General features: G+C 61.8%; 22 protein-coding genes. 9 read left to right on the top strand and 13 right to left on the bottom strand.

The window, feature by feature from the left end; all coding sequences use genetic code 11:
• Nucleotides 1-62 precede the first annotated feature (62 nt).
• Nucleotides 63-905: a 16S rRNA (cytidine(1402)-2'-O)-methyltransferase gene (gene rsmI, locus APH25_RS21145; protein WP_177331214.1), complete on the bottom strand. Its 843-nt coding sequence runs from the start codon at nt 903-905 to the stop codon at nt 63-65.
• Between the two features lie 219 nt (nt 906-1124).
• Here rsmI and APH25_RS21140 point away from each other — a divergent pair, with 219 nt between their 5' ends.
• The 4 genes from APH25_RS21140 (at nt 1125) to APH25_RS21125 (ending at nt 4568) form a co-directional block, all read left to right on the top strand.
• Nucleotides 1125-2942, top strand: a complete 1818-nt coding sequence (locus APH25_RS21140; RefSeq protein ID WP_060483262.1) for a penicillin-binding protein activator — start codon at nt 1125-1127, stop codon at nt 2940-2942.
• Nucleotides 2942-3313 (top strand): YraN family protein, encoded by a 372-nt coding sequence (locus APH25_RS21135; protein ID WP_060483261.1) that lies wholly within the window; start codon nt 2942-2944, stop codon nt 3311-3313. The genes APH25_RS21140 and APH25_RS21135 overlap by 1 nt, the downstream gene beginning before the upstream one ends.
• 86 nt (nt 3314-3399) lie before the next feature.
• Nucleotides 3400-3993, top strand: coding sequence for a phosphoheptose isomerase (locus APH25_RS21130; protein WP_028635193.1), 594 nt, complete (start codon nt 3400-3402; stop codon nt 3991-3993).
• Nucleotides 3990-4568: a BON domain-containing protein gene (locus APH25_RS21125; RefSeq protein WP_060483260.1), complete on the top strand. Its 579-nt coding sequence runs from the start codon at nt 3990-3992 to the stop codon at nt 4566-4568. The genes APH25_RS21130 and APH25_RS21125 overlap by 4 nt, the downstream gene beginning before the upstream one ends.
• 71 nt (nt 4569-4639) lie before the next feature.
• Here APH25_RS21125 and APH25_RS21120 read toward each other — a convergent pair whose 3' ends face one another.
• From APH25_RS21120 to rplM, 7 genes are all read right to left on the bottom strand, one after another.
• Nucleotides 4640-5068: a ClpXP protease specificity-enhancing factor gene (locus APH25_RS21120; RefSeq protein ID WP_028635195.1), complete on the bottom strand. Its 429-nt coding sequence runs from the start codon at nt 5066-5068 to the stop codon at nt 4640-4642.
• Nucleotides 5069-5078: 10 nt separating this feature from the next.
• Nucleotides 5079-5702: a glutathione S-transferase N-terminal domain-containing protein gene (locus APH25_RS21115; protein WP_060483259.1), complete on the bottom strand. Its 624-nt coding sequence runs from the start codon at nt 5700-5702 to the stop codon at nt 5079-5081.
• A 117-nt stretch (nt 5703-5819) separates the two neighbouring features.
• Nucleotides 5820-6599, bottom strand: coding sequence for a cytochrome c1 (locus APH25_RS21110; RefSeq protein ID WP_060483258.1), 780 nt, complete (start codon nt 6597-6599; stop codon nt 5820-5822).
• On the bottom strand, nt 6599-7810 hold the full coding sequence (locus APH25_RS21105; RefSeq protein WP_028635198.1) for a cytochrome bc complex cytochrome b subunit: 1212 nt from the start codon (nt 7808-7810) through the stop codon (nt 6599-6601). Before APH25_RS21105 ends, APH25_RS21110 begins: the two co-directional genes overlap by 1 nt.
• Nucleotides 7810-8403, bottom strand: a complete 594-nt coding sequence (gene petA / locus APH25_RS21100; protein ID WP_028635199.1) for a ubiquinol-cytochrome c reductase iron-sulfur subunit — start codon at nt 8401-8403, stop codon at nt 7810-7812. Before petA ends, APH25_RS21105 begins: the two co-directional genes overlap by 1 nt.
• A gap of 262 nt (nt 8404-8665) precedes the next feature.
• Complete coding sequence (gene rpsI, locus APH25_RS21095) at nt 8666-9058, bottom strand: 30S ribosomal protein S9 (RefSeq protein WP_003251821.1); 393 nt, start codon at nt 9056-9058, stop codon at nt 8666-8668.
• 14 nt (nt 9059-9072) lie between these two features.
• A complete protein-coding gene (rplM, locus tag APH25_RS21090) occupies nt 9073-9501 on the bottom strand; it encodes a 50S ribosomal protein L13 (protein ID WP_008097538.1) in 429 nt (142 codons plus the stop codon).
• A 258-nt stretch (nt 9502-9759) separates the two neighbouring features.
• Here rplM and APH25_RS21085 point away from each other — a divergent pair, with 258 nt between their 5' ends.
• Nucleotides 9760-10800: an NADP(H)-dependent aldo-keto reductase gene (locus tag APH25_RS21085; protein ID WP_028635200.1), complete on the top strand. Its 1041-nt coding sequence runs from the start codon at nt 9760-9762 to the stop codon at nt 10798-10800.
• 229 nt (nt 10801-11029) lie between these two features.
• Nucleotides 11030-11950, top strand: a complete 921-nt coding sequence (locus APH25_RS21080) for a GlxA family transcriptional regulator (RefSeq protein ID WP_174435890.1) — start codon at nt 11030-11032, stop codon at nt 11948-11950.
• A 114-nt stretch (nt 11951-12064) separates the two neighbouring features.
• On the opposite strand, the gene zapE is transcribed toward APH25_RS21080, so the two are convergent.
• The 3 genes from zapE to APH25_RS21065 all read right to left on the bottom strand — a co-directional run bounded on the left by zapE (nt 12065) and on the right by APH25_RS21065 (nt 15278).
• Nucleotides 12065-13159 carry a cell division protein ZapE gene (gene zapE, locus APH25_RS21075; RefSeq protein WP_060483257.1) on the bottom strand — a complete coding sequence of 365 codons (1095 nt, stop codon included), beginning with the start codon at nt 13157-13159 and terminating at the stop codon, nt 12065-12067.
• A 114-nt stretch (nt 13160-13273) separates the two neighbouring features.
• Nucleotides 13274-14617 carry a tryptophan--tRNA ligase gene (locus APH25_RS21070; protein ID WP_060483256.1) on the bottom strand — a complete coding sequence of 448 codons (1344 nt, stop codon included), beginning with the start codon at nt 14615-14617 and terminating at the stop codon, nt 13274-13276.
• 25 nt (nt 14618-14642) lie between these two features.
• Nucleotides 14643-15278, bottom strand: coding sequence for an alpha/beta hydrolase (locus APH25_RS21065; RefSeq protein WP_028635204.1), 636 nt, complete (start codon nt 15276-15278; stop codon nt 14643-14645).
• A 135-nt stretch (nt 15279-15413) separates the two neighbouring features.
• Between APH25_RS21065 and APH25_RS21060 the strand changes: the two genes are divergently transcribed.
• Complete coding sequence (locus APH25_RS21060; RefSeq protein ID WP_028635205.1) at nt 15414-15851, top strand: YhcB family protein; 438 nt, start codon at nt 15414-15416, stop codon at nt 15849-15851.
• 67 nt (nt 15852-15918) lie between these two features.
• On the opposite strand, the gene APH25_RS21055 is transcribed toward APH25_RS21060, so the two are convergent.
• On the bottom strand, nt 15919-17115 hold the full coding sequence (locus APH25_RS21055; protein WP_060483255.1) for a methionine gamma-lyase: 1197 nt from the start codon (nt 17113-17115) through the stop codon (nt 15919-15921).
• 126 nt (nt 17116-17241) lie between these two features.
• On the opposite strand from APH25_RS21055, the gene APH25_RS21050 reads away from it, so the two are divergent.
• Nucleotides 17242-17721 (top strand): Lrp/AsnC family transcriptional regulator, encoded by a 480-nt coding sequence (locus APH25_RS21050; protein ID WP_028635207.1) that lies wholly within the window; start codon nt 17242-17244, stop codon nt 17719-17721.
• 33 nt (nt 17722-17754) lie between these two features.
• Here the strand turns inward: APH25_RS21050 and APH25_RS21045 are convergent, their stop codons facing one another.
• Complete coding sequence (locus tag APH25_RS21045; protein ID WP_060483254.1) at nt 17755-18705, bottom strand: helix-turn-helix domain-containing protein; 951 nt, start codon at nt 18703-18705, stop codon at nt 17755-17757.
• A gap of 356 nt (nt 18706-19061) precedes the next feature.
• On the opposite strand from APH25_RS21045, the gene APH25_RS21040 reads away from it, so the two are divergent.
• Nucleotides 19062-20147, top strand: a complete 1086-nt coding sequence (locus APH25_RS21040) for a phenylacetaldoxime dehydratase family protein (RefSeq protein ID WP_028635209.1) — start codon at nt 19062-19064, stop codon at nt 20145-20147.
• The last annotated feature ends 1 nt before the right edge of the window (nt 20148 follow it).

Here is a 20148-nt window from a genome sequence, read left to right as displayed (position 1 = left end):
GCAAAGAGTAACGGTAGTCGCCTTCAAGAACAAGCGATACCGGCACATATATCAAATTGCCACTATTTAGCCTTCTGTTTTTCCAGGGCCAGTTGATACAGCAGGTTCTTGCGCACGCCGGTTATGTCAGCAGCCAGTGCTGCTGCCCGCTTGAGCGGTAACTCAGCCAGCAGCAGGTCCAGCACACGTTGCGCTTCGGTGCTGATGGCCTGCTCACCTTCCGGCGCCGACCAGCCGCCCACCAACACCACGCACTCGCCACGCTGCTGGTTGCTGTCACCCGCCACGAAGGCATGCAGTTCCGCCAGGGGTACCCCCTTCAGGGTTTCGAAGGTCTTGGTCAGTTCACGGGCCAGAACCGCAGGGCGTTCACCGCCCAATACCGACTGCATGTCTTCCAGGCATTCCAGAATGCGATGCGGGGCCTCGTAGAAGATCAGCGTGCGCGGCTCCTCTTTGAGCTGCTCAAGACGGGCGCGGCGGCCTGCCGCCTTGGCGGGCAGAAAGCCCTCGAAAATGAAGCGATCCGATGGCAGGCCCGCGGCCGACAGCGCGGCGATCAACGCGCAGGCGCCTGGCACCGGCACCACCCTGACCCCGGCCTGGCGCGCCTGACGCACCAGGTGGTAACCCGGGTCGGATATCAGCGGAGTGCCGGCATCGGACACCAGCGCCACGTCATCCCCTGCCAGCAGACGGGTGAGAAAGCGCCCCCCTTCATCACGCTCGTTGTGCTCATGGCACGCAGCCAAGGGTGTTTCTATACCAAAATGCTGAAGCAGGCGGATGGAGTGACGTGTGTCTTCGGCTGCAATCAGGGCCACGTCCGCCAGCACCTTCAGCGCCCTGGCGCTCATGTCGTCAAGGTTGCCGATAGGGGTGGCCACGACGTAAAGCGTCCCCATTGCGGTTTTGGAAGCCCCTGCCACATCAGTCACTGCACGCACCTGTCATCTGGATCAAAGGCGCCATTGTAGCCCGAGCACCCGCAACAGGGCGCAAAGAAGTTCGCTTTCAGTCTGCGCAAGGCCACCTATAGTGAAGGATCAACACGGCGACATCGCGCCCCGGCCAGTGCTTGGGTACAATTGCCGGCCAACTTGATCGAGTAACAGGACTATTACATGATCGCTTGCCTGCGGCTGCTCACAGCCCTCTGTCTTGCTGCTCTGCTTGCAGCCTGCGCCAGCTCGCCCTCATCCAGCCTCGGCGAGCTGCCACGTACCCCGGACGCCAGCATCGAGCAATTGCTCGAGAAGGCCGCTTCCAGCAAATCTGCCGAGGACGCTGCCCTGCTGCGCCTGAGCGCAGCAGACCTGGCTTACAAGCAAAAAGACTTTCCACGCGCCGCACGCATCCTCGAACAAGTCCCCGTAGACACGCTCAAGCCGGCACAGCAAGTGTTCGCCAGCACCCTGGCGGCGGAACTGGCGATGAGCCGCAACCAACCCAAGGCGGCCCTCGCAGCCCTGGCTCACCCCAGCCTGCAGCACACCGCTGAGCTGCCGGCCGAGCAGCAGGTCCGCACCTACAGTGTGCACGCTGCCGCCCTCGAAGCCGACGGCCAGGCGCTGCCTGCCGCACAGCAGCGTGTGCTGTTGGCACCGCTGCTCAGCGGCGCCGCTGCCAGCGCCAACAACGACGCCATCTGGGCGCTGGTCGCCGCACTGCCGGCCGAGCAACTGCAACAGCCTGGTACCGATCCGGTGCTCAACGGTTGGGCCAGCCTTGCGCTGGCGGTGAAAAGCGCCGGCACCCTGGAGCAACAGCAGGCAGCCATCGACGCCTGGGTGAAGCAGCACCCGGACCACCCCGCCGCCCAACAGCTGCCATCTGCCCTGACCAAGCTCAAGGCCCTGGCCAGCCAGCCACTGACCAAGATCGCCTTGCTGCTGCCTCAGGAAGGTCCGCTGGCCGGTGTAGCACGCGCACTGCGCGATGGCTTCATGGCCGCCCACTTGCAAGCCCAGCAATCCGGCCAGCCAACCCCAGCCGTGCAGGTAGTGGACAGCTCGCGCATCGGCTCGCTGGACGACTTCTACCGCCAGGCCCAGGCCGATGGCGTGCAGTTGGTGATCGGCCCGCTGGAAAAACCCCTGGTCAAGCAGTTGGCGGCCAAGCCGCAGCTGCCTGTCACCACCCTGGCACTCAACTACGCAGACGCCGGCCAGACTGCACCGCCGCAACTCTTCCAGTTCGGCCTGGCGGCCGAAGACGAAGCGCGCGAAGTGTCACGCCGGGCACGCGCCGACGGCATGGTGCGCGCCGTGGCACTGGTGCCCAGTGGCGAATGGGGTGATCGCGTACTCGCCGCCTTCCGCAAGGACTGGGAAGCCAACGGCGGCACCCTGCTTGCCGCAGAGCGCATCGCGCAACCGGTAGCCCTTGCCCAGCAGATTGCCGACCTGTTCCAGCTGCGCCAAAGCGAAGGCCGGGCCAAGAGCCTGCAGAGCACCGTGGGTGGCAACATCGCCGCGCAGCCCTCGCGCCGCCAGGACATCGACTTCATCTTCCTGGCCTCCACGCCGCAACAGGCCCAGCAGATCAAGCCCACACTCAACTTCCAGTACGCGGGCGATGTACCGGTGTACGCCACCTCGAACCTCTACAGCGCCAGCGGTGACGTGAACCAGTACAACGACATGAACGGCATCCGCTTCTGCGAAACCCCATGGCTGCTGGACACGAGCAACAGCCTGCGTCAGCAGGTAGTGCAGCAATGGCCACAAGCTGCTGGCAGCCTTGGCCGCCTGTATGCCATGGGGGTGGACGCCTATAGCCTGGCGCCGCGCCTGGGCCAACTCAAGGCACTGCCAGACAACCGCATCCAGGGGCTGTCGGGTAGCCTGAGCATGAATGCCAGCCAGCGTGTCGAGCGTCAGCTGCCGTGGGCCGAGTTTGCCGGCGGCCAGGTCAAGCGCCTGCCCGACACTGCTCGCTGATGGCAACGGCGTCGCCCGCACGCGCCGGGCAGGCTGCAGAAACCCAGGCCCTTGAACACCTTCAAGGGCAGGGCCTGCAACTGCTGGCTCGCAACTGGCGATGCAAAGGCGGCGAGCTTGATCTGGTCATGCTCGACGCCGATACAGTAGTATTCGTCGAAGTCCGCTACCGCTTGCATGCGGGCTTTGGTGGCGCCCTCGGCAGCATTGATCGGCGCAAGCAGAACAGAGTGGTGCTTGCCGCCCGTGTGTTCCTGCACCAGCAACCCCGTTGGGGCGACCACCCCTGCCGCTTCGATGTGGTCGCCCTGCAAGGCAGCCAGCATGCTGGCAGGCCGCTTCAATGGCTGAAAAACGCCTTCGAATGCTGAACCCACTTCATTTTTTTTGCTCTATGTTTCGCGGGCTGGTCACCGTTGCGCGCCGCGCCGGCCACCGCCCCACTTAAGGTCACCAGATGGACATGCAATCCCGAATTCGCCGGCTGTTCCAGGCCAGCATCGACACCAAGCAACAGGCAATGGACATCCTGGCACCGCATATCGAGCACGCCAGCCTGGTCATGGTCAACGCACTGCTGAACGAGGGCAAGATGCTCGCGTGCGGCAATGGCGGCTCGGCCGGCGACGCGCAGCATTTCTCTTCGGAGCTGCTCAACCGCTTCGAGCGCGAGCGCCCCAGCCTGCCGGCCATCGCCCTGACCACTGACAGCTCCACCCTCACCTCGATTGCCAATGACTACAGTTACAACGAGGTCTTTTCCAAGCAGATTCGCGCCCTGGGGCAGCCCGGGGATGTGTTGCTGGCGATCTCCACCAGCGGCAATTCTGCCAACGTGATCCAGGCCATCCAGGCCGCACACGATCGCGAAATGATTGTCGTAGCACTGACAGGCCGCGACGGCGGAGGCATGGCCTCGCTGCTGCTGCCCGAAGACGTCGAGATCCGTGTACCCTCGACGGTCACCGCTCGCATCCAGGAAGTCCACCTGCTGGCGATCCACTGCCTGTGCGATCTGATCGACAGCCAACTGTTCGGGAGTGAAGAATGATCCCTATGCGCGTCGGCCTTTTGGCCCTGACCCTGTGTCTGAGTGTCACCGGTTGCAGTTCGGTGCTCAACTCAACCCGTAATTCGCCGATCGAGGATGATCGCGGTACCCGCACCATCGGTAGCAAGATCGATGATTCGCTGATCGAGACCAAGGCATCGGTCAACATCGCCAAGGCCAGCCCAGACCTGGACAAGGGCTCGCACATCGTTGTCAGCAGCTACAACGGCATTGTCCTGCTGGCTGGCCAAACCCCACGGGCCGACCTCAAGGCCCTGGCGGAACAGACCGCCAGCCAGGTCCAGCGGGTGAAGAAGGTGCATAACGAGCTGCAAGTGATGCAGCCCTCCTCCATCCTGGCGCGCAATAACGACGCCTGGCTGACCACCAAGATCAAGACCCAGATGCTGGCAGATACCGGCGTGCCAAGCTCGCGCATCAAGGTGATTACCGAAAATGGCATCGTGTACCTGCTGGGCCTGGTAACCCAACAGGAGGCCAATTCGGCTACCGCCGTAGTGCAGGGCGTGTCGGGCGTGCAGAAAATCGTCAAGCTGTTCGAATATATCGACTGATTAGGCTGGGTTTCTTGGCGCCTGTGCCAGACACTGTGAAAAAAGGCGATCCTTACGGATCGCCTTTTTTATTACTTGACCACTTTCAAGCTGGGCCGGCCACTGGGGCGCGGAGGCTGACCTCCACCCTCTGGCGGCCCATCGTCATCCGGTTGCACAGCGTCGTCTTCAAGCGCTTCCTCCTCCAGAGGCGACTCCAACTCGAAGACCATGCCCTGGCCATTCTCGCGGGCGTAGATGCCCAGCACTGCAGCAATAGGCACGAACAGCGAATGAGGCACGCCGCCAAAGCGGCCCTCGAAGCTGACCGCGTCGTTGTCCATGTGCAAACTGCGCACCGCGCTTGGGGAAATGTTCAGGACAATCTGGCCATCGGTGGCAAAGCCATCCGGCACCTGCACCTTCGGGTACTCGGCGTTGACCAGCATATGGGGCGTGCAATCGTTGTCGACGATCCACTCGTACAGTGCTCGAACCAGATAGGGGCGACTGGAGTTCATCAACAGCTCCTTAAAGCTTGCGCATTTCACGTTCAACGGAGGACAGGCTGGCCAGGAACGGCTCCCGGGCAAACTGACGCTCCATGTAATCCAGCAGCGGCTTGGCTTGCCGCGGCAATTCGATACCCATGATCGGCAAGCGCCAGAGTATGGGCAATAGACAGCAATCGACCAGGCTTTGCTCCTCGCTCATGAAGCAGGCGAACTCACCGAACAACGGCGACACCCCGGTCAGGCTCTCGCGCAGCGCCTTACGCGCATTGGCCCGGGCTGGCTCGTTGCTGCGAGGGCCCAGTACCTGGTCAGCCAGGCTGCACCAGTCGCGCTGGATGCGGTGCATCAGCAAACGGCTGTTGCCACGTGCAACCGGGTACACCGGCATCAGCGGCGGGTGCGGGTAACGCTCCTCCAGGTACTCCATTACCACGGTCGACTCATACAACACCAGGTCACGGTCGACCAGGGTTGGCACGCTGCCATACGGGTTGACCTCGGCCAGCTTGGGTGGCACCCGGCTGGGGTCGACATCGATGACCTGCACGCTGACACCTTTCTCGGCCAGCACAAGGCGCACGCGGTGAGAGTAGTGATCAGCAGGATCGGAATAGCAGGCTAACCTGTTGGTTACGCCCATGTAGCGCCTCCTCGCAGGGGATGCTTGTAAAACTATAAATGAAAACGCGCCCGCGGCCCCCTGGCAGTATTGCCAGGGGGCCGCGGGCGCGTTCAACAACCAGAAACTACTGCGTGATCAGTGCACGTCCTTCCAGTATTCACGCTTGAGCAAGTAGGCGAATACGAAGAAGAAAGCCAGGTACAGCAACACGTAAGTACCAATGCGCTGGCTTTCCAGTTTGACCGGGTTGGCCGAATAGGCCAGGAAGGTCACCAGGTTCTTGACCTTCTCGTCGAACTGCTCGGTCGTCAGGGTACCGGAATTCGGCGTGATGGTCAGCTGGTCGCAGGCCTCATGGGTCAAAGGGCTGCCGGTCAATGGGTCAAATTGTTTCTTCCCATCCACCACCGTCTGCACCTGCTTGCAACCGATGACCTGATTGCCCTGCAGGCCAACCAGCACGTTGGGCATGCCAACGTTTGGGAACACCTTGTTGTTCACCCCGTAAGGGCGCGACGGGTCCTCGTAGAAGGCCCGCAGGTAGCTGTACAGCCAGTCGGTACCACGCACGCGCGCCACCAGGGTCAGGTCGGGTGGTGCCGCACCGAACCACGTCTTGGCATCAGCGGGCTTCATGCCGATCTGCATGTGGTCACCAATCTTGGCACCGGTGAACACCAGGTTGTCGAGCATCACCTCGTGCGGGATGCCCAGGTCGTCGGCCACCCGCTCATAACGCTGGAACTTGGCACTGTGGCAACCCATGCAATAGTTGGCGAAGGTGCGTGCACCGTCCTGCATGGCGGCCTTGTCAGCCAGGTCGATATCGACCTTGTCCAGCTCTACCCCGTGTTCAGCGGCGAATCCAATGGCAGGCATCACGGCCAGCAAAAATACTGCAATCAACTTTTTCATCAGCCAGTCACCCTTTCCGGAACCGGTTTGGTCTTCTCGAGCCTTGTGTAGAACGGCATCAGCAGGAAGTAGGCGAAGTACAACACCGTGCACACCTGCGACAGCAAGGTACGCCCCGGGGTCGGTGCCAGTACGCCCAGGACACCCAGGATCACGAAGGCAACACAGAACACCAGCAGGAAGAGCTTGCTGATCCAGCCTTTGTAGCGCATGGAGCGTACCGGGCTGCGGTCGAGCCAGGGCAGTACGAACAGCACGGCGATGGCGGCACCCATGGCGATCACGCCCATGAGCTTGTCAGGCACCGCGCGCAGAATGGCGTAGAACGGTGTGAAGTACCAGACAGGGGCAATGTGCTCGGGCGTCTTGAACGCGTTGGCTTGCTCGAAGTTGGGTTTTTCCAGGAAGTAACCGCCCATTTCCGGGAAGAAGAACACCACGGAGCAGAACACGAACAAGAACACCACCACGCCTACGATGTCTTTCACGGTGTAGTAAGGGTGGAACGGAATGCCATCCAGCGGAATACCGTTTTCATCCTTGTGCTTCTTGATGTCGACGCCATCGGGGTTGTTCGAGCCCACCTCGTGCAGCGCCAGGATGTGCAGCACCACCAGGCCCAGGATGACGATCGGCAACGCCACCACATGCAGGGCGAAGAAGCGGTTCAGGGTGATGCCGGAGATCAGATAGTCACCACGAATCCACTGGGTGAGGTCATCGCCGATCACTGGAATGGCGCCAAACAGCGAGATGATCACCTGTGCGCCCCAGTACGACATCTGGCCCCAGGGCAGCAGGTAGCCCATGAAGGCCTCCGCCATCAGCGCCAGGTAGATCAGCATGCCGAACAGCCAGACCAGCTCTCTGGGCTTCTGGTAAGAGCCGTAGAGCAGGCCGCGGAACATGTGCAGGTACACCACGATGAAGAACGCCGACGCCCCTGTGGAGTGCAGGTAACGCAGAATCCAGCCGTATTCCACATCGCGCATGATGTACTCGACCGAGGCAAACGCCTCCTCGGCCGACGGTGTAAAGCTCATGGTCAGCCACACACCGGTCACGATCTGGTTGACCAGCACCAGTAGCGCCAGGGAACCGAAGAAGTACAGGAAGTTGAAGTTCTTGGGTGCGTAATACTTGCTGAGGTGTTCTTCCCACATCTTGGTGGCGGGGAAGCGTGCGTCGACCCAGTCCATGAATTTGCTCATCATGCATTCTCCTGGTCGACGCCAATGACGACGATCTCATCCGACTCGTAGGAGTGCGGTGGCACTGGCAGGTTAAGAGGGGCAGGCTGCGATTTGTAAACACGCCCGGCGAGGTCGTAGTGGGAACCGTGGCAGGGGCAGAAGTAGCCACCGACCCACTTGGGGCCCAGATCGGCGGGTGCAACTTCGGGACGGAAGGTGGGGGAGCAGCCCAGGTGCGTACACAGCCCTACCAGGATGAGAATTTCAGGCTTGATGGAGCGCACTTGCGGGTCGACGTAGGTCGGCTGCACCGAGGCTTTGGAATCCGGGTCGGACAACTCGCCGGTGATTTTTTTCAGGTTGCCGAGGATCTCATCCGTTCGCCGCACGATGAATACTGGCTGGCCTCGCCATTCGGCGACCATTTGCTGCCCTGGCTCAACCTTGGCGATATTTACCTTTACCGGTGCACCTGCGGCTTTCGCCTTGGCGCTGGGGAACCATGACCCCACGAACGGTACCGCAGCCCCCACTGCTCCCGCTGCCCCGACCACGGATGTCGCGGCTACGAGGAAGCGGCGCCGGCCTGCGTTGACGCCGTCATTGCTCATTCAGTCCTCTCCCATCAGCTTGCTTGGCCTGTTGAACCAGGCTCGTACTTAGGTTGTGTCAGTGCGCTAAAAATTGGCCGCCATGGTAAGAAACAAATCCACACACTGACAAGGTGATTACCCCGGTGCAGGGGGACAACCCACGCTTTGCTTGATCTGCGTCTATGCGACAAGCGGTCACTGACATGCTGACAGGTTAGTTCAGGCGAAAAAAAAAGCCCGGTTCCAAGGAACCGGGCTTTTTTCGACTGCCGAAGCGCTATTAACGCTTGGAGTACTGAGGACGCTTACGCGCTTTACGCAGACCCACTTTCTTACGCTCGACTTCACGAGCGTCGCGGGTGACGTAGCCAGCACGACGCAGAGCGCCACGCAGGGTTTCGTCGTATTCCATCAGGGCGCGGGTGATACCGTGACGGATCGCACCGGCCTGACCGCTGACACCACCACCGGAAACGGTGACGTAGATGTCGAACTTCTCGACGCTTTCGGTCAGCTCGAGTGGCTGACGAACAACCATGCGAGCGGTTTCACGACCGAAGAACACGTCCAGAGAACGGTTGTTGATGGAGATGTTACCAGTACCCGGACGCAGGAATACGCGAGCGGTTGCGGTCTTGCGACGGCCAGTGCCGTAATTTTGAGTCGCCGACATAATGAACTATCCCGTTAGATCTTCAGTTCTTGAGGCTGCTGAGCAGTGTGTGGGTGAGCTGCACCCGCGTACACTTTCAGCTTACGGTACATGTCGCGACCCAGCGGGTTCTTAGGCAGCATGCCTTTGACCGCGGTTTCGATAACACGCTCAGGGGCCTTGGCGATCAACTTCTCGAAGTTGATTTCCTTGATGCCGCCCGGGAAACCGGAGTGGGAGTAGTACATTTTGTCGGAAGACTTGGCACCCGTTACACGAATCTGCTCGGCGTTGATGACGACGATGTAGTCGCCGGTGTCAACGTGAGGAGTGTATTCTGGCTTGTGTTTGCCACGCAGACGGCTAGCGATTTCGGTAGCCAGACGACCCAGGGTCTGGCCAGCGGCGTCGACTACGAACCACTCGCGCTTTACTGTTTCCGGTTTAGCAGTAAAAGTTTTCATTCTCTAAAGCCTCAGAGGCCGCCCAGCGAAAAATAGACGGCGAATCTTACTGGATAGTGCACGGCTTGCCAAGGGCAAGCGCGCAGCCGAACGCTGACGCTTTTGGGGGCTCGGGTCAGGCACGCCAATGTTCGACGGGGTTCTTCCTGCGTGGTGGTGCATCACTTCCGCCACACGGAGAGGCGCTGAATTATCCAGATTGCGCGAAAAATTTCAACCTGCTTTGATGAACAAACTTTCTGAAGGAGTATGCAACCGATGGAATACCGCCAGCTCGGCCGTACCGACCTCAACGTCAGCGCCCTGTGCCTGGGCACCATGACCTGGGGCGAACAGAACGATCAGGCCGAGGCCTTTGCCCAGATTGGCCGCGCCAAGGCCGCCGGCATCAACTTCATCGACACCGCCGAAATGTACCCGGTGCCGCCGCGCCCCGAGACCTACGCGGCCACCGAGCGCGTCATCGGCAACTGGTTTGCCAGCCAGGGTGACCGTGACGACTGGGTGCTGGCCAGCAAGGTGGCGGGCCCCGGCAATGGCATCAGCCACATCCGCGATGGCCAGCTCAGGCATAACCGCCAGCACATCGTCGCGGCCCTGGACGAGAGCCTCAAGCGCCTGCAAACAGACCGCATCGACCTGTACCAACTGCACTGGCCCGAGCGCAGCACCAACTTCTTCGGCAAGCTGGGCTACCAGCACCTGCCCCAGGACCACTTCACGCCGCTGGAAGAAACCCTCGAGGTGCTGGACGAGCAGGTGCGCGCGGGCAAGATCCGCCACATCGGCCTGTCCAACGAAACGCCGTGGGGCACCATGAAGTTCCTGCAGCTGGCCGAGAGCCGGGGCTGGCCACGCGCCGTTTCGATCCAGAACCCCTACAACCTGCTCAACCGCAGCTTCGAGGTGGGCCTGGCCGAGGTCGCGATCCGTGAACAGTGCGGCCTGCTGGCCTACTCGCCCCTGGCCTTCGGCATGCTGTCGGGCAAGTACGAGAACGGTGCCCGGCCGCAAAACGCGCGCCTGACCCTGTTCAGCCGCTTCGCCCGCTACTCCAACCCGCAGACCACCCATGCCTGCAGCCGTTACGTGCAACTGGCCCGCGAGCACGGCCTGGACCCGGCGCAGATGGCCCTGGCCTTCGTCACCCGCCAACCCTTCGTGACCAGCAACATCATCGGTGCCACCAGCCTGGAGCAGCTGGACAGCAACCTGGCCAGCCTGTCACTGACCCTGAGCGACGAACTCTTGGCCGCAATCGAGGCCATCCACCAGGACCAACCCAACCCGGCACCTTGAGCCACAGCCGCCTAGCAAGCAGCTAGCGGCGTACAGCTTGCTGCTTGCTGCTTGCCGCTGGCAGCTTGCAGCTGCCCCCCTTGCCGTTGGCCGAAAAAAATAAGACGATCCAGCCAGTGATTGACCACTCCACCCTATAAGAACAATGACAATGATGTTTACCCAACCCCCCGCGTCGCTGCGGCGCGTCAGCATCCTGGCCATTGACAAGGTATTCGCTTCCACCTTGATGCAGGCCAAGGACTTCTTCCACCTCGCCAGCCTGCGTTACAGCAAGCAGCTGGGCCTGGGCTTGCAGCCCATGTTCGAGATTCACCTGGTGAGCCCTGACGGCCTGCCCGTGGAAAGTTTCAGCAATGTGCAATTGCCCGTGGACGGTGGGCTGGAAGATGCGGATGTGATCATCCTGCCGGCCTTCTGGGACGATTTCGACAACCTGCTGCAACGCTACCCCCAGGTATTGCCGTGGCTACGGGCACAACATGCCCGCGGCGCGGTGCTGTGCGCAGAGGCAAGCGGGGTGTTCTGGCTGGCCGAGTCCGGCCTGCTGGATGGCAAGGAGGCCACCACCTACTGGCGATTCTTCGCCAGCTTCGCCGAACGCTTTCCGAAGATCCGCCTGAACCAGGACAAGCACCTGACCGATGCCGACAACCTGTATTGTGCCGGCGGCGCTACATCGGCGTGCGACCTGTACATCTACCTGATCGAGCGTTTCTGCGGGGCCAACGTAGCACGTGCGGTGTCCCGCGACATCCTTTACGAGGTGCAGCGCAACTACTCGCCGGGGCGCATGGGCTTTGGCGGCCAGAAGCTGCACCAGGACCTGATCATCCTGCAGATCCAGCACTGGCTCGAAGAGCATTTCGCAGACAAGTTCCGCTTCGAGGACGTGGCCCGCAACCACGGCATGAGCATCCGCAACTTCATGCGCCGCTTCCAGGGCGCCACAGGCGACAAGCCGCTGCATTACCTGCAACGCCTGCGGATCGAGACAGCCAAGGGGTTGTTGTCCAGCACCCGCAAGAGCATCAAGACCATCAGTTACGAGGTGGGCTACGACGATGCCAGTTTCTTCGCGCGGCTGTTCCGCCAGCACACCGAACTGTCACCCAACCAGTATCGCCAGCAATTCATGCAGGAGGCCTAGGGGCCGCCTGCAGCGGCAAGCTATAAGCTGCAAGCTGCAAGAAAAAGCCACAGCAGCGCGTACACCGCACTGGCTTTAGCTTGCCGCTTGCCGCTTATAGCTTGCAGCTGCCCGCTAGGGCTTGTGGGGACGGGACAGGAACTCGTGGGACTGCATTTCCAGCAGCCGGCTTAGCGTGCGCTGGAACTCGAAGCTCAGGCGGCCGCCGGTGTACAGGTCTTTGAGCTCCACCTCGGCTGAGATGATCAGCTTGACGTTGCGGTCGTAGAACTCGTCCACCATGTTGATGAAGCGGCGGGCGATGTCGTCGGTGGCGACGCCCATCTGTTCCACATTGCTCAGCAACACGGCATGGAAGATCTTGCCCAGTTCGATGTAGTCGTTCTGGCTGCGCGGCCCGTCGCACAGGGCGCGGAAGTCGAACCAGGCCACGTCGTCGCAGGTGCGCAGCGCGTGGATCGGGCGGTTTTCAATCATCAGTACATCGTTTTCCACCGCCTGGGTGCACTCAGGCGTCAGCGCCTTGAAGCTGGCGCGCATGCTCTGCTGAGCGGCTTCATCGAGCGGGTGGTGGAACAGCTCAGCCTGCTCCAGGTGGCGCAGGCGGTAGTCGACCCCGCTGTCGACGTTCACCACGTCGGTGTACTGCTTGATCATGGCAATGGCCGGCAGGAAGCGCGCACGTTGCAGGCCATCCTTGTAGAGGCCGTCCGGCACGATGTTGGACGTGGCCACCAGCGATACACCGTTCTTGAACAGTTCTTCCATCAAGGTGCCGAGGATCATGGCATCGGTGATATCCGACACGAAGAATTCGTCGAAGCAGATGACCTTGGCTTCTTCGCTGAAGCGCTTGGCAATAATGGTCAGCGGGTTCTTCTCGCCCTTGAGGGTTTTCATTTCCTCGTGCACCCGCTTCATGAAGCGGTGAAAGTGCGTGCGCATCTTCTGCTTGAACGGCAGCGCCTCGTAGAAGGTATCGACCAGGTAGGTCTTGCCTCGCCCTACCCCACCCCAGAAGTACAGGCCCTTGACCGGGGTCTGCTCCTTTTTGCCAAACAGTTTGCCGAACATGCCCGGCTTGTTGTTCTGTGCATGCACCAGGTCGTCGTACAGGCGCTGCAGGTGACGCACCGCATTTTCCTGCGCCGCGTCATGGAAGAAGTCGGGACGTTTCAGATCTGCTTGATAGCGTTCTAAGGGAGTCATGATTCGTTAGCGAGGCAACAAAAAACGGGCCGTCACTGTAGCGACCGGCCCGCTTAATGGCAATCAGACTTGCGGCGAAATGCCTCAGCCCGAGTGCATTTCCTACATTCAGCCTTATTGCGGCTGCAGGGCTGCACGCAGGCTTTCGATGGCCGCATCACGGGCGTCGACGCTGCTGCACTGCGGCCCGTCGGCAACGTGCTCGCCGTTCAACCACAGGCCAAAGCCCAGGCCCTCGGCGCGTACATCGGGCTCGCCACCCTGCTGCAGCTGTTTGCTTACAGCCCCGGCGCTCTTGCCGTCGGCAAAACTGCGCGACAGCAGCAGTTGCTCGCCATCGGCGGCCAACAGGCGGAAGCGGAAGCTGCCGTCTTCGTCACGGAAGCTGACGAAGCGGGCACTTTTGGCGGCCTTTTTCTTCACGTCGGCGGTAGCCTGTACGCTGCTGCGGAACGAGCGCAAACCTACCGCTTCACGCAGTTGCTCAAGGAACGGGGTGGCGATTTTGCGCGCCTTGGCAGCACCCGCCAGCAGGATGTCTTCCAGGTCGGCCGGGCGGGCGATCAACTGATGGTAGTACTCGCGCTTTTCGGCCAACTGGCCGTCCAGCAATTGGAACAGGCGCTGTTTTGCTTCACCCCAGCCCAGGCCTTGCTCCAGCTCCGCGCGGAACTCGGCGCATTGTGCTGGCGTGGAGAACGCCTGGAACAGGGTGAACAGGTGCGCGTTGTCCGGGTCTTTCGCCTCGCCAGGGGCGCGCGAGTCGGTGACGATGCGCGAGATCGCATCCTTCATGTCCTTGGCGCTGGTGAACAGCGGGATGGTGTTGTCGTAGCTCTTGGACATCTTGCGCCCATCCAGGCCCGGCAGGGTCGCAACACTTTCCTCGATCACGGCCTCTGGCAGGGCGAAGAAGTCCTGACCCTGGCCGAACAGGTGGTTGAAGCGCTGGCCGATATCGCGGGCCATTTCCACGTGCTGGATCTGGTCACGGCCCACCGGCACCTTGTTGGCGTTGAACATCAGGATGTCTGCCGCCATCAGTACCGGGTAGCTGAACAGGCCCATGGAAACGCCAGCATCCGGGTCTTCGCCGTTTTCCACGTTCTTGTCCACCGAGGCCTTGTAGGCATGGGCGCGGTTGAGCAGGCCCTTGGCGGCAACGCAGGTCAGCAGCCAGGTCAGCTCGGGGATTTCCGGGATGTCGGACTGGCGGTAGAAGGTCACCGTGTTCGGGTCCAGGCCACCGGCCAGCCAGGTGGCGGCGATTTCAAGGCGCGAGCGCTGGATGCGCAGCGGGTCGTCGCACTTGATCAGCGCGTGGTAGTCGGCCAGGAAATAGAACGAGTCGGCGCCGGGCTGCTGGCTGGCACGAATCGCCGGGCGGATGGCACCGGCATAGTTGCCCAGGTGCGGAGTGCCGGTGGTGGTGATACCGGTAAGGATGCGCGTGGTCATGGGTGTTCGCTTATTCAGGCTTGGCTCAGTTCGAAAGGCGTGGCAGCAGCAGATCCTTCAGATCGGTCAGCTTGCCATGGAAGAAGTGTCCGCATTCTGCCACTTTCAGCAGCTCATGGGGGCGCGACAGGTTGTGGGACCAATCGTAAACCAGCTGCGGTTCCACAACTTCGTCCGCTTCGGGCTGCACCACCGTGATCGGGCACTGCTCCGGCAGCGGGAACGCTGCGGTCAGGCGCATCACCGCCGGGGCAATCATGAACAGGTGCTGCAACGTCACGCCGTCGGCTTCCAGGCGGCCGGCCAGGCTGGTGGCCACGAAGCCGCCGAACGAGAAGCCCATCAATACCACTGGCAGCGCAGGGTGCGTGGCCCGCAGCCAGGCGGCCGCGGCTTGTGCATCGGCCACCTCGCCAGCGCCCATGTCATGGGTGCCGGCACTTTGCCCGACACCGCGGTAGTTGAAACGCAGGGTCACATAGCCGGCATCGCGGGCGGTGCGTTGCAGCGTCGAGACCACCTTGTTGAGCATGGTGCCGCCCTGGACCGGGTTGGGGTGGCAGATCAGCACCGCACCACGGGCATCGGCAACGTCCAGGTACAGAGCTTCGAGCGGGCCACTGGGGCCGTCGATGAACAAGGCGGTTTCGCGGACAAGCAAGGCACTACTCCGTGACCTTGGGAGAGGTCGATTCGTCTAGGTGAGGAATTCTGTTCTGATTTGCGATCGCTCGCGGTATACAGCGCAGGTCTGAGCCGTTAACGTAAAGCAAAGCCGTTTATAGAGGAAGGACTCGTGGAACTCTCGCTCCTTGTTTGGTTGTTGCCGACCCTGGCCCTGGTCATTGGCGTGGTCGTAGGTTTCGTCGTGGCCCGCCTGTTGCCCAATGCCGCCCCCAGCAGCACACAGCGCCAGCTGGATGACATCCAGCAGCGTTTCGACAGCTACCAGAACCAGGTAGTTACCCATTTCAACAGCACGGCGGTGCTGGTGAAGAAGCTGAACCAGAGCTACCAGGATGTGCAGGATCACCTGGCCGACGGTGCCAACCACCTGGCCCTGGACGAGCTGACCCGCCAACGCCTGCTGGCCGCACTGCATTCGGAAGGCGCCCATGGTCACCGTGACCGCCTGACCCCACCGAAGGACACGGCCGAAGTGCCCCGCGACTACGCGCCCAAGACGCCGAACTCGCCAGGCATGCTGGACGAGAGCTACGGCCTCAAGCATTGAACCGCTGAACACAATGAAGGCCTCGCAAGAGGCCTTTTTTGTGCCTACCGCGCGCGGCTACCCCAGCCTAGGCACATGCGCGCAGGGCCTGCTGCACATCCGCCAACAAGTCCTCCACATCCTCCAGCCCCACCGACAAACGCACCAGCCCTTCGGAGATGCCGTGATGCGCCCGCTCCTGGGGCGTGTAGCTGGAGTGGGTCATGCTCGCCGGGTGCTGGGCCAACGACTCGGCATCCCCCAGGCTCACGGCCCGTGCAAACAGCTGCAAGGCATTCATGAACCGTCGCCCGGCCTCGATACCGCCCTTGAGCTCGAAAGCGATCATGCCACCGGGCAAGCGCATCTGGCGGTTGGCCAACGCATGCTGAGCAAACGTTGGCAGCCCCGGGTAATGAATCAGCTCGACCTGCGGCTGGGCTGCCAGGTACTGCGCCACCTGCCCGGCATTGGCGCAGTGGCGGTCCATGCGCAGCGCCAGGGTCTTGATGCCACGCATCAGCAGCGCCGCGTCATGGGGCGACAGCACCGCCCCGGTCATGTCCTTGAGCCCCTCCAGGCGGATGCGGTCGACCAGGGCCTGGCGCCCCACCACCAGCCCCGCAGTAATGTCACCGTGACCGCTCAGGTACTTGGTGGCCGAATGCACCACCAGGTCGGCACCGAGTTCCAGCGGGCGTTGCAGGTAAGGGGTACAGTAGGTGTTGTCGACCACCACCCGCACATCCCGCCCGCGTACGGCCTCGGCAACCGCCGCGATGTCGACCAGTTGCATGGTCGGGTTGGCTGGCGTCTCGAAGTAGATCATGCGCGTGCGGTCGTTGAGCGCCGCCTTCAATGCCGCCGCATCGTTCAGGTCCACGTGGTGAACCTTTACCCCGAACTCGCCGATGCCATGGTGCAGAAAGGCGAACGTGCAGCCATACAGCGTGCGCCCGACAATCAACTCGTCGCCCGGGCGCAGCAGCGTCCACATCGTCGAGGTGATGGCACCCATGCCCGAAGCCAGCGCCAGCCCCGCTTCGCCGCCCTCCAAGGAGGCCATGCGCTGCTCCAGCAGGGCCAGGGTAGGGTTGGAAATACGGCTGTAGAAATGCCCGGCCTGCTCCCCGGCAAAGCACGCAGCACCGTACTCAACCGTAGGGAAGGCATAGGTGGCAGTTTGGTAGACAGGCGGCACCAAGGCACCGCCCTGGGTCAAGGGGTCGTACCCGTAATGGATCGCCCGCGTAGAAAAACCGGTGTTGTTGTCGGAGCCGCGCATGGCAACTGCCTCTTGTAGGTTGCTCTAAGCTTATGCCAGCGCAACCCAAGAATTTTTCCAAAATCGCCAGCCTAACTACGCTGCTTTGGAACAAAAACAATAAACCTGAATACTTGAGGGCAAATCATGCCTGCACCCCTGGACCGCATCGACCGCGCCCTGCTCGCCGCCTTGCAGAACAATGCCCGCCTGACGGTCGCTGAACTCGCCGACCTGGTATCGCTGACTACCTCGCCCTGCTGGCGCAGGGTCAAGCTGCTGGAGGAGAACGGCTACATCACCGGCTACCAGGCCATGCTTTCACCCAAGTCGCTAGGGTTCGGGGTAACCGCCTTCGTCAGCATCATGATGGATTCCCACACCAAGCCCATGGCGCTGGCGTTCGAGCAGCGGCTGATGGAGATACCCGAGATTGTCGCCTGCCATCACATTTCCGGGCGGTACGATTTTTTGCTGGAAATCGTGGCCAGCGACCTGGAGTCCTTCGGCGAATTTGCCCGCGAGGTGCTGCAGCGCCTGCCGGGGGTGAAGGAGATCTATTCGAGTTTTTCCTACAAGGCGGTGAAGGAGCGGCGAATGGTCCCCGTCGCGGAAAAACACATTTGAACAACACCGGCCGTGGTGCATGCAAGCGCCGTTTCAGTCCAAAGACACTTTCGTGCCCCGGTTCAACAACGTGCACGGCGCCACACCAAATGCCTTGCGAAACGCGTGGCTGTAATGGGAAAAATCGCTGAAGCCATAATCCAGCGCCGCCTGGGAAATACTCTTCACTCGGCCGCGCTCCAACGCAGTGCGGCTGGCATCCAGGCGCTCTTTCCAGATGGCCGCCGCCGGGGTTTTCTGGTGGCGGGCGAAGGCCCGGGTAACGGTGCGCGTCGACACATGATGCGCCTGCGCCAGGCGCTCCAGATTGAGGTCGGGGTCGGCCAGGTGCTGGCGGATGTAGTGCATGACCCGGCCATGCAGGTCGAGTTCGTGCTGAGTGACGGTCAGGTCCTGCCACTCAAGGCTCAATACCAGCAGATCGAGCAAGGTGTCGGCGTAGCGCTCGCTGAGCACGTCGCTCCCGACCGTACCGTGGCTGGCTGCCTGCTGAATCATTGCCCGCAATGGCAATACGCCCGGCCGCCGCTGATCCAGCAGCATGCCGGTGCGTTGCTCGATGGCCGGTACACGGGTAGCCAGCCACGCCCGGGGGATACGCAGCAGGTGGTTTTCGGTACCACCCAGGCTGAAACGGAAACACTGGTCTGCGTCGTAAAGAAACACGTCCTCGGCAGAAAACGCAGCCTGTCGCCCACCTTGCTCGAATTGCCCGAAGCCTTTTGGGGTGAATGCCAGCCACAGGTCGTCATTCGGATCGCTGCGCACGTGACCCGGTTTGCGCGCCCAGTGATGCAGGGGTGAGGACAGGGTATAGAGCTCGAGCGCACCGATGCCCTTCACCGCCAGCATGCCTTCGAAATCGCTCTGCGACGCGGGTTGGCTGTCGGCCTTGAGGCAGTGCTGGCAGACCACATCCTTCCAGTAATCGAAACGACGTGGCGCTTCCACTGCGACGGTCGAGTAGTGGCTGGGCACAGGCATGGCACTTACCTCACAAGGCGGACTGCGTCATGAATCGGGAGAGTCGCGGGCAACTCGCCAACCGATTTTTCAGCAAGTTCCACGCCAGCCCGGTAACCGCCGCCCCACGCTGCCGGGGCAGCAGCACGCCCCAGTAAGTGCCTCCCAATGGCGCACGTGGCGCGCGCCCGGCACCACCCTCGAACACGCCTGCCGCCGTGGCGTGAACCTGTCCTTTCCAGCCAATCGGTTGTCACGCCGAACAAAGCGGATGGGCCTTGCGCTGCATAACGTTTAGGCAACACCGGTCATTTCCCCGGTGCCCTCCAAGGCCACTGCGTGCGGCCTGATGAACATCAAGAAGAAAGGAGCAGCCTATGGAATCCGCGATCGACAAGCACCTCAAGTGCCCAAGAAGCCTGTCCCGCCGTGTGCCCGACGACTACCAACCGCCCTTCCCCATGTGGGTGGCCCGCGCCGGCGAGCACATGCAGCAGGTGGTGATGGCTTACCTGGGCGTGCAGTACCAGGGCCAGCAACACCAGCCCGCCGCGCTGCAGGCCATGGGCCAGATCGTGGCGAGCTTCAGCCTGGCCGATGGCCCGCTGAACCATGACCTGACCCACCACACCGACAACAGTGGCTACGACAACCTGATGGTGGTCGGCTACTGGAAAGACCCGGCCGCCTATGGCCGCTGGCTGAACTCACCGGAAGTGGCCCAGTGGTGGGCCGCCGAAGCGCGGCTGCAGGATGGGCTGGGGTATTTCCGCGAGATCATCGCCCCACGGGCGGAACAGTTCGAAACGCTGTATGCCTTCCAGGACCGGTTGCCGGGTGTGGGCGCGGTAATGGACAGCACCAGCGGCGAGATCGAGGAACATGGCTACTGGGGCTCCATGCGCGACCGTTTCCCGGTGTCGCAGACCGACTGGATGCTGCCCGACGGCGAATTGCGCATCGTCAGTGGTGACCCTGCCAAAGGCGGCCGAGTGGTGGTGCGCGGCCATGACAACATCGCGTTGATCCGCTCCGGGCAGGACTGGGTGGAGGCCGAGGCCGAGGAACGCTCGCTGTACCTTGACGAGATCCTTCCCACCCTGCAGGCAGGCATGGATTTCTTGCGTGACCAGGGGGCGCCACTGGGCTGCTACAGCAACCGCTTCGTACGCAATATCGACCTGCAGGGCAACCTGCTCGACTCAAGCTACAACATCGGCCACTGGCGGTCGGTTGAAAAGCTCGAGCGCTGGGCCGAATCGCACCCCACCCACCTGCGCATCTTCGTCACCTTCTTCCGCGTGGCAAGCGGCCTGGAAAAACTGCGCTTGTACCATGAGGTGTCCGTGAGCGATGGCCGCCAGCAGCTGTTCGAGTACATCAACTGCCACCCCCATACCGGCATGATGCGCGATGCGCTACCCGCCGCTACCGGTTGCCCGCACCAGGCGCACGCATCATGAG

It is taken from the genome of Pseudomonas sp. NBRC 111119, from assembly GCF_001320125.1.
GTDB classification, from domain to species: domain Bacteria; phylum Pseudomonadota; class Gammaproteobacteria; order Pseudomonadales; family Pseudomonadaceae; genus Aquipseudomonas; species Aquipseudomonas parafulva.
Note: the sequence above shows the minus strand (reverse complement) of the source record. Positions and strands in the feature narration are given on the sequence as shown.

Bases quoted from the DNA above. Each gene is read 5' to 3' on its own strand.
- rsmI (WP_177331214.1), bottom strand. From the start codon at position 905: ATGGGGACGCTTTACGTCGTGGCCACCCCTATCGGCAACCTTGACGAC.
- APH25_RS21140 (WP_060483262.1), top strand. From the start codon at position 1,125: ATGATCGCTTGCCTGCGGCTGCTCACAGCCCTCTGTCTTGCTGCTCTG.
- APH25_RS21135 (WP_060483261.1), top strand. From the start codon at position 2,942: ATGGCAACGGCGTCGCCCGCACGCGCCGGGCAGGCTGCAGAAACCCAG.
- APH25_RS21130 (WP_028635193.1), top strand. From the start codon at position 3,400: ATGGACATGCAATCCCGAATTCGCCGGCTGTTCCAGGCCAGCATCGAC.
- APH25_RS21125 (WP_060483260.1), top strand. From the start codon at position 3,990: ATGATCCCTATGCGCGTCGGCCTTTTGGCCCTGACCCTGTGTCTGAGT.
- APH25_RS21120 (WP_028635195.1), bottom strand. From the start codon at position 5,068: ATGAACTCCAGTCGCCCCTATCTGGTTCGAGCACTGTACGAGTGGATC.
- APH25_RS21115 (WP_060483259.1), bottom strand. From the start codon at position 5,702: ATGGGCGTAACCAACAGGTTAGCCTGCTATTCCGATCCTGCTGATCAC.
- APH25_RS21110 (WP_060483258.1), bottom strand. From the start codon at position 6,599: ATGAAAAAGTTGATTGCAGTATTTTTGCTGGCCGTGATGCCTGCCATT.
- APH25_RS21105 (WP_028635198.1), bottom strand. From the start codon at position 7,810: ATGAGCAAATTCATGGACTGGGTCGACGCACGCTTCCCCGCCACCAAG.
- petA (WP_028635199.1), bottom strand. From the start codon at position 8,403: ATGAGCAATGACGGCGTCAACGCAGGCCGGCGCCGCTTCCTCGTAGCC.
- rpsI (WP_003251821.1), bottom strand. From the start codon at position 9,058: ATGTCGGCGACTCAAAATTACGGCACTGGCCGTCGCAAGACCGCAACC.
- rplM (WP_008097538.1), bottom strand. From the start codon at position 9,501: ATGAAAACTTTTACTGCTAAACCGGAAACAGTAAAGCGCGAGTGGTTC.
- APH25_RS21085 (WP_028635200.1), top strand. From the start codon at position 9,760: ATGGAATACCGCCAGCTCGGCCGTACCGACCTCAACGTCAGCGCCCTG.
- APH25_RS21080 (WP_174435890.1), top strand. From the start codon at position 11,030: ATGCAGGCCAAGGACTTCTTCCACCTCGCCAGCCTGCGTTACAGCAAG.
- zapE (WP_060483257.1), bottom strand. From the start codon at position 13,159: ATGACTCCCTTAGAACGCTATCAAGCAGATCTGAAACGTCCCGACTTC.
- APH25_RS21070 (WP_060483256.1), bottom strand. From the start codon at position 14,617: ATGACCACGCGCATCCTTACCGGTATCACCACCACCGGCACTCCGCAC.
- APH25_RS21055 (WP_060483255.1), bottom strand. From the start codon at position 17,115: ATGCGCGGCTCCGACAACAACACCGGTTTTTCTACGCGGGCGATCCAT.
- APH25_RS21050 (WP_028635207.1), top strand. From the start codon at position 17,242: ATGCCTGCACCCCTGGACCGCATCGACCGCGCCCTGCTCGCCGCCTTG.
- APH25_RS21045 (WP_060483254.1), bottom strand. From the start codon at position 18,705: ATGCCTGTGCCCAGCCACTACTCGACCGTCGCAGTGGAAGCGCCACGT.
- APH25_RS21040 (WP_028635209.1), top strand. From the start codon at position 19,062: ATGGAATCCGCGATCGACAAGCACCTCAAGTGCCCAAGAAGCCTGTCC.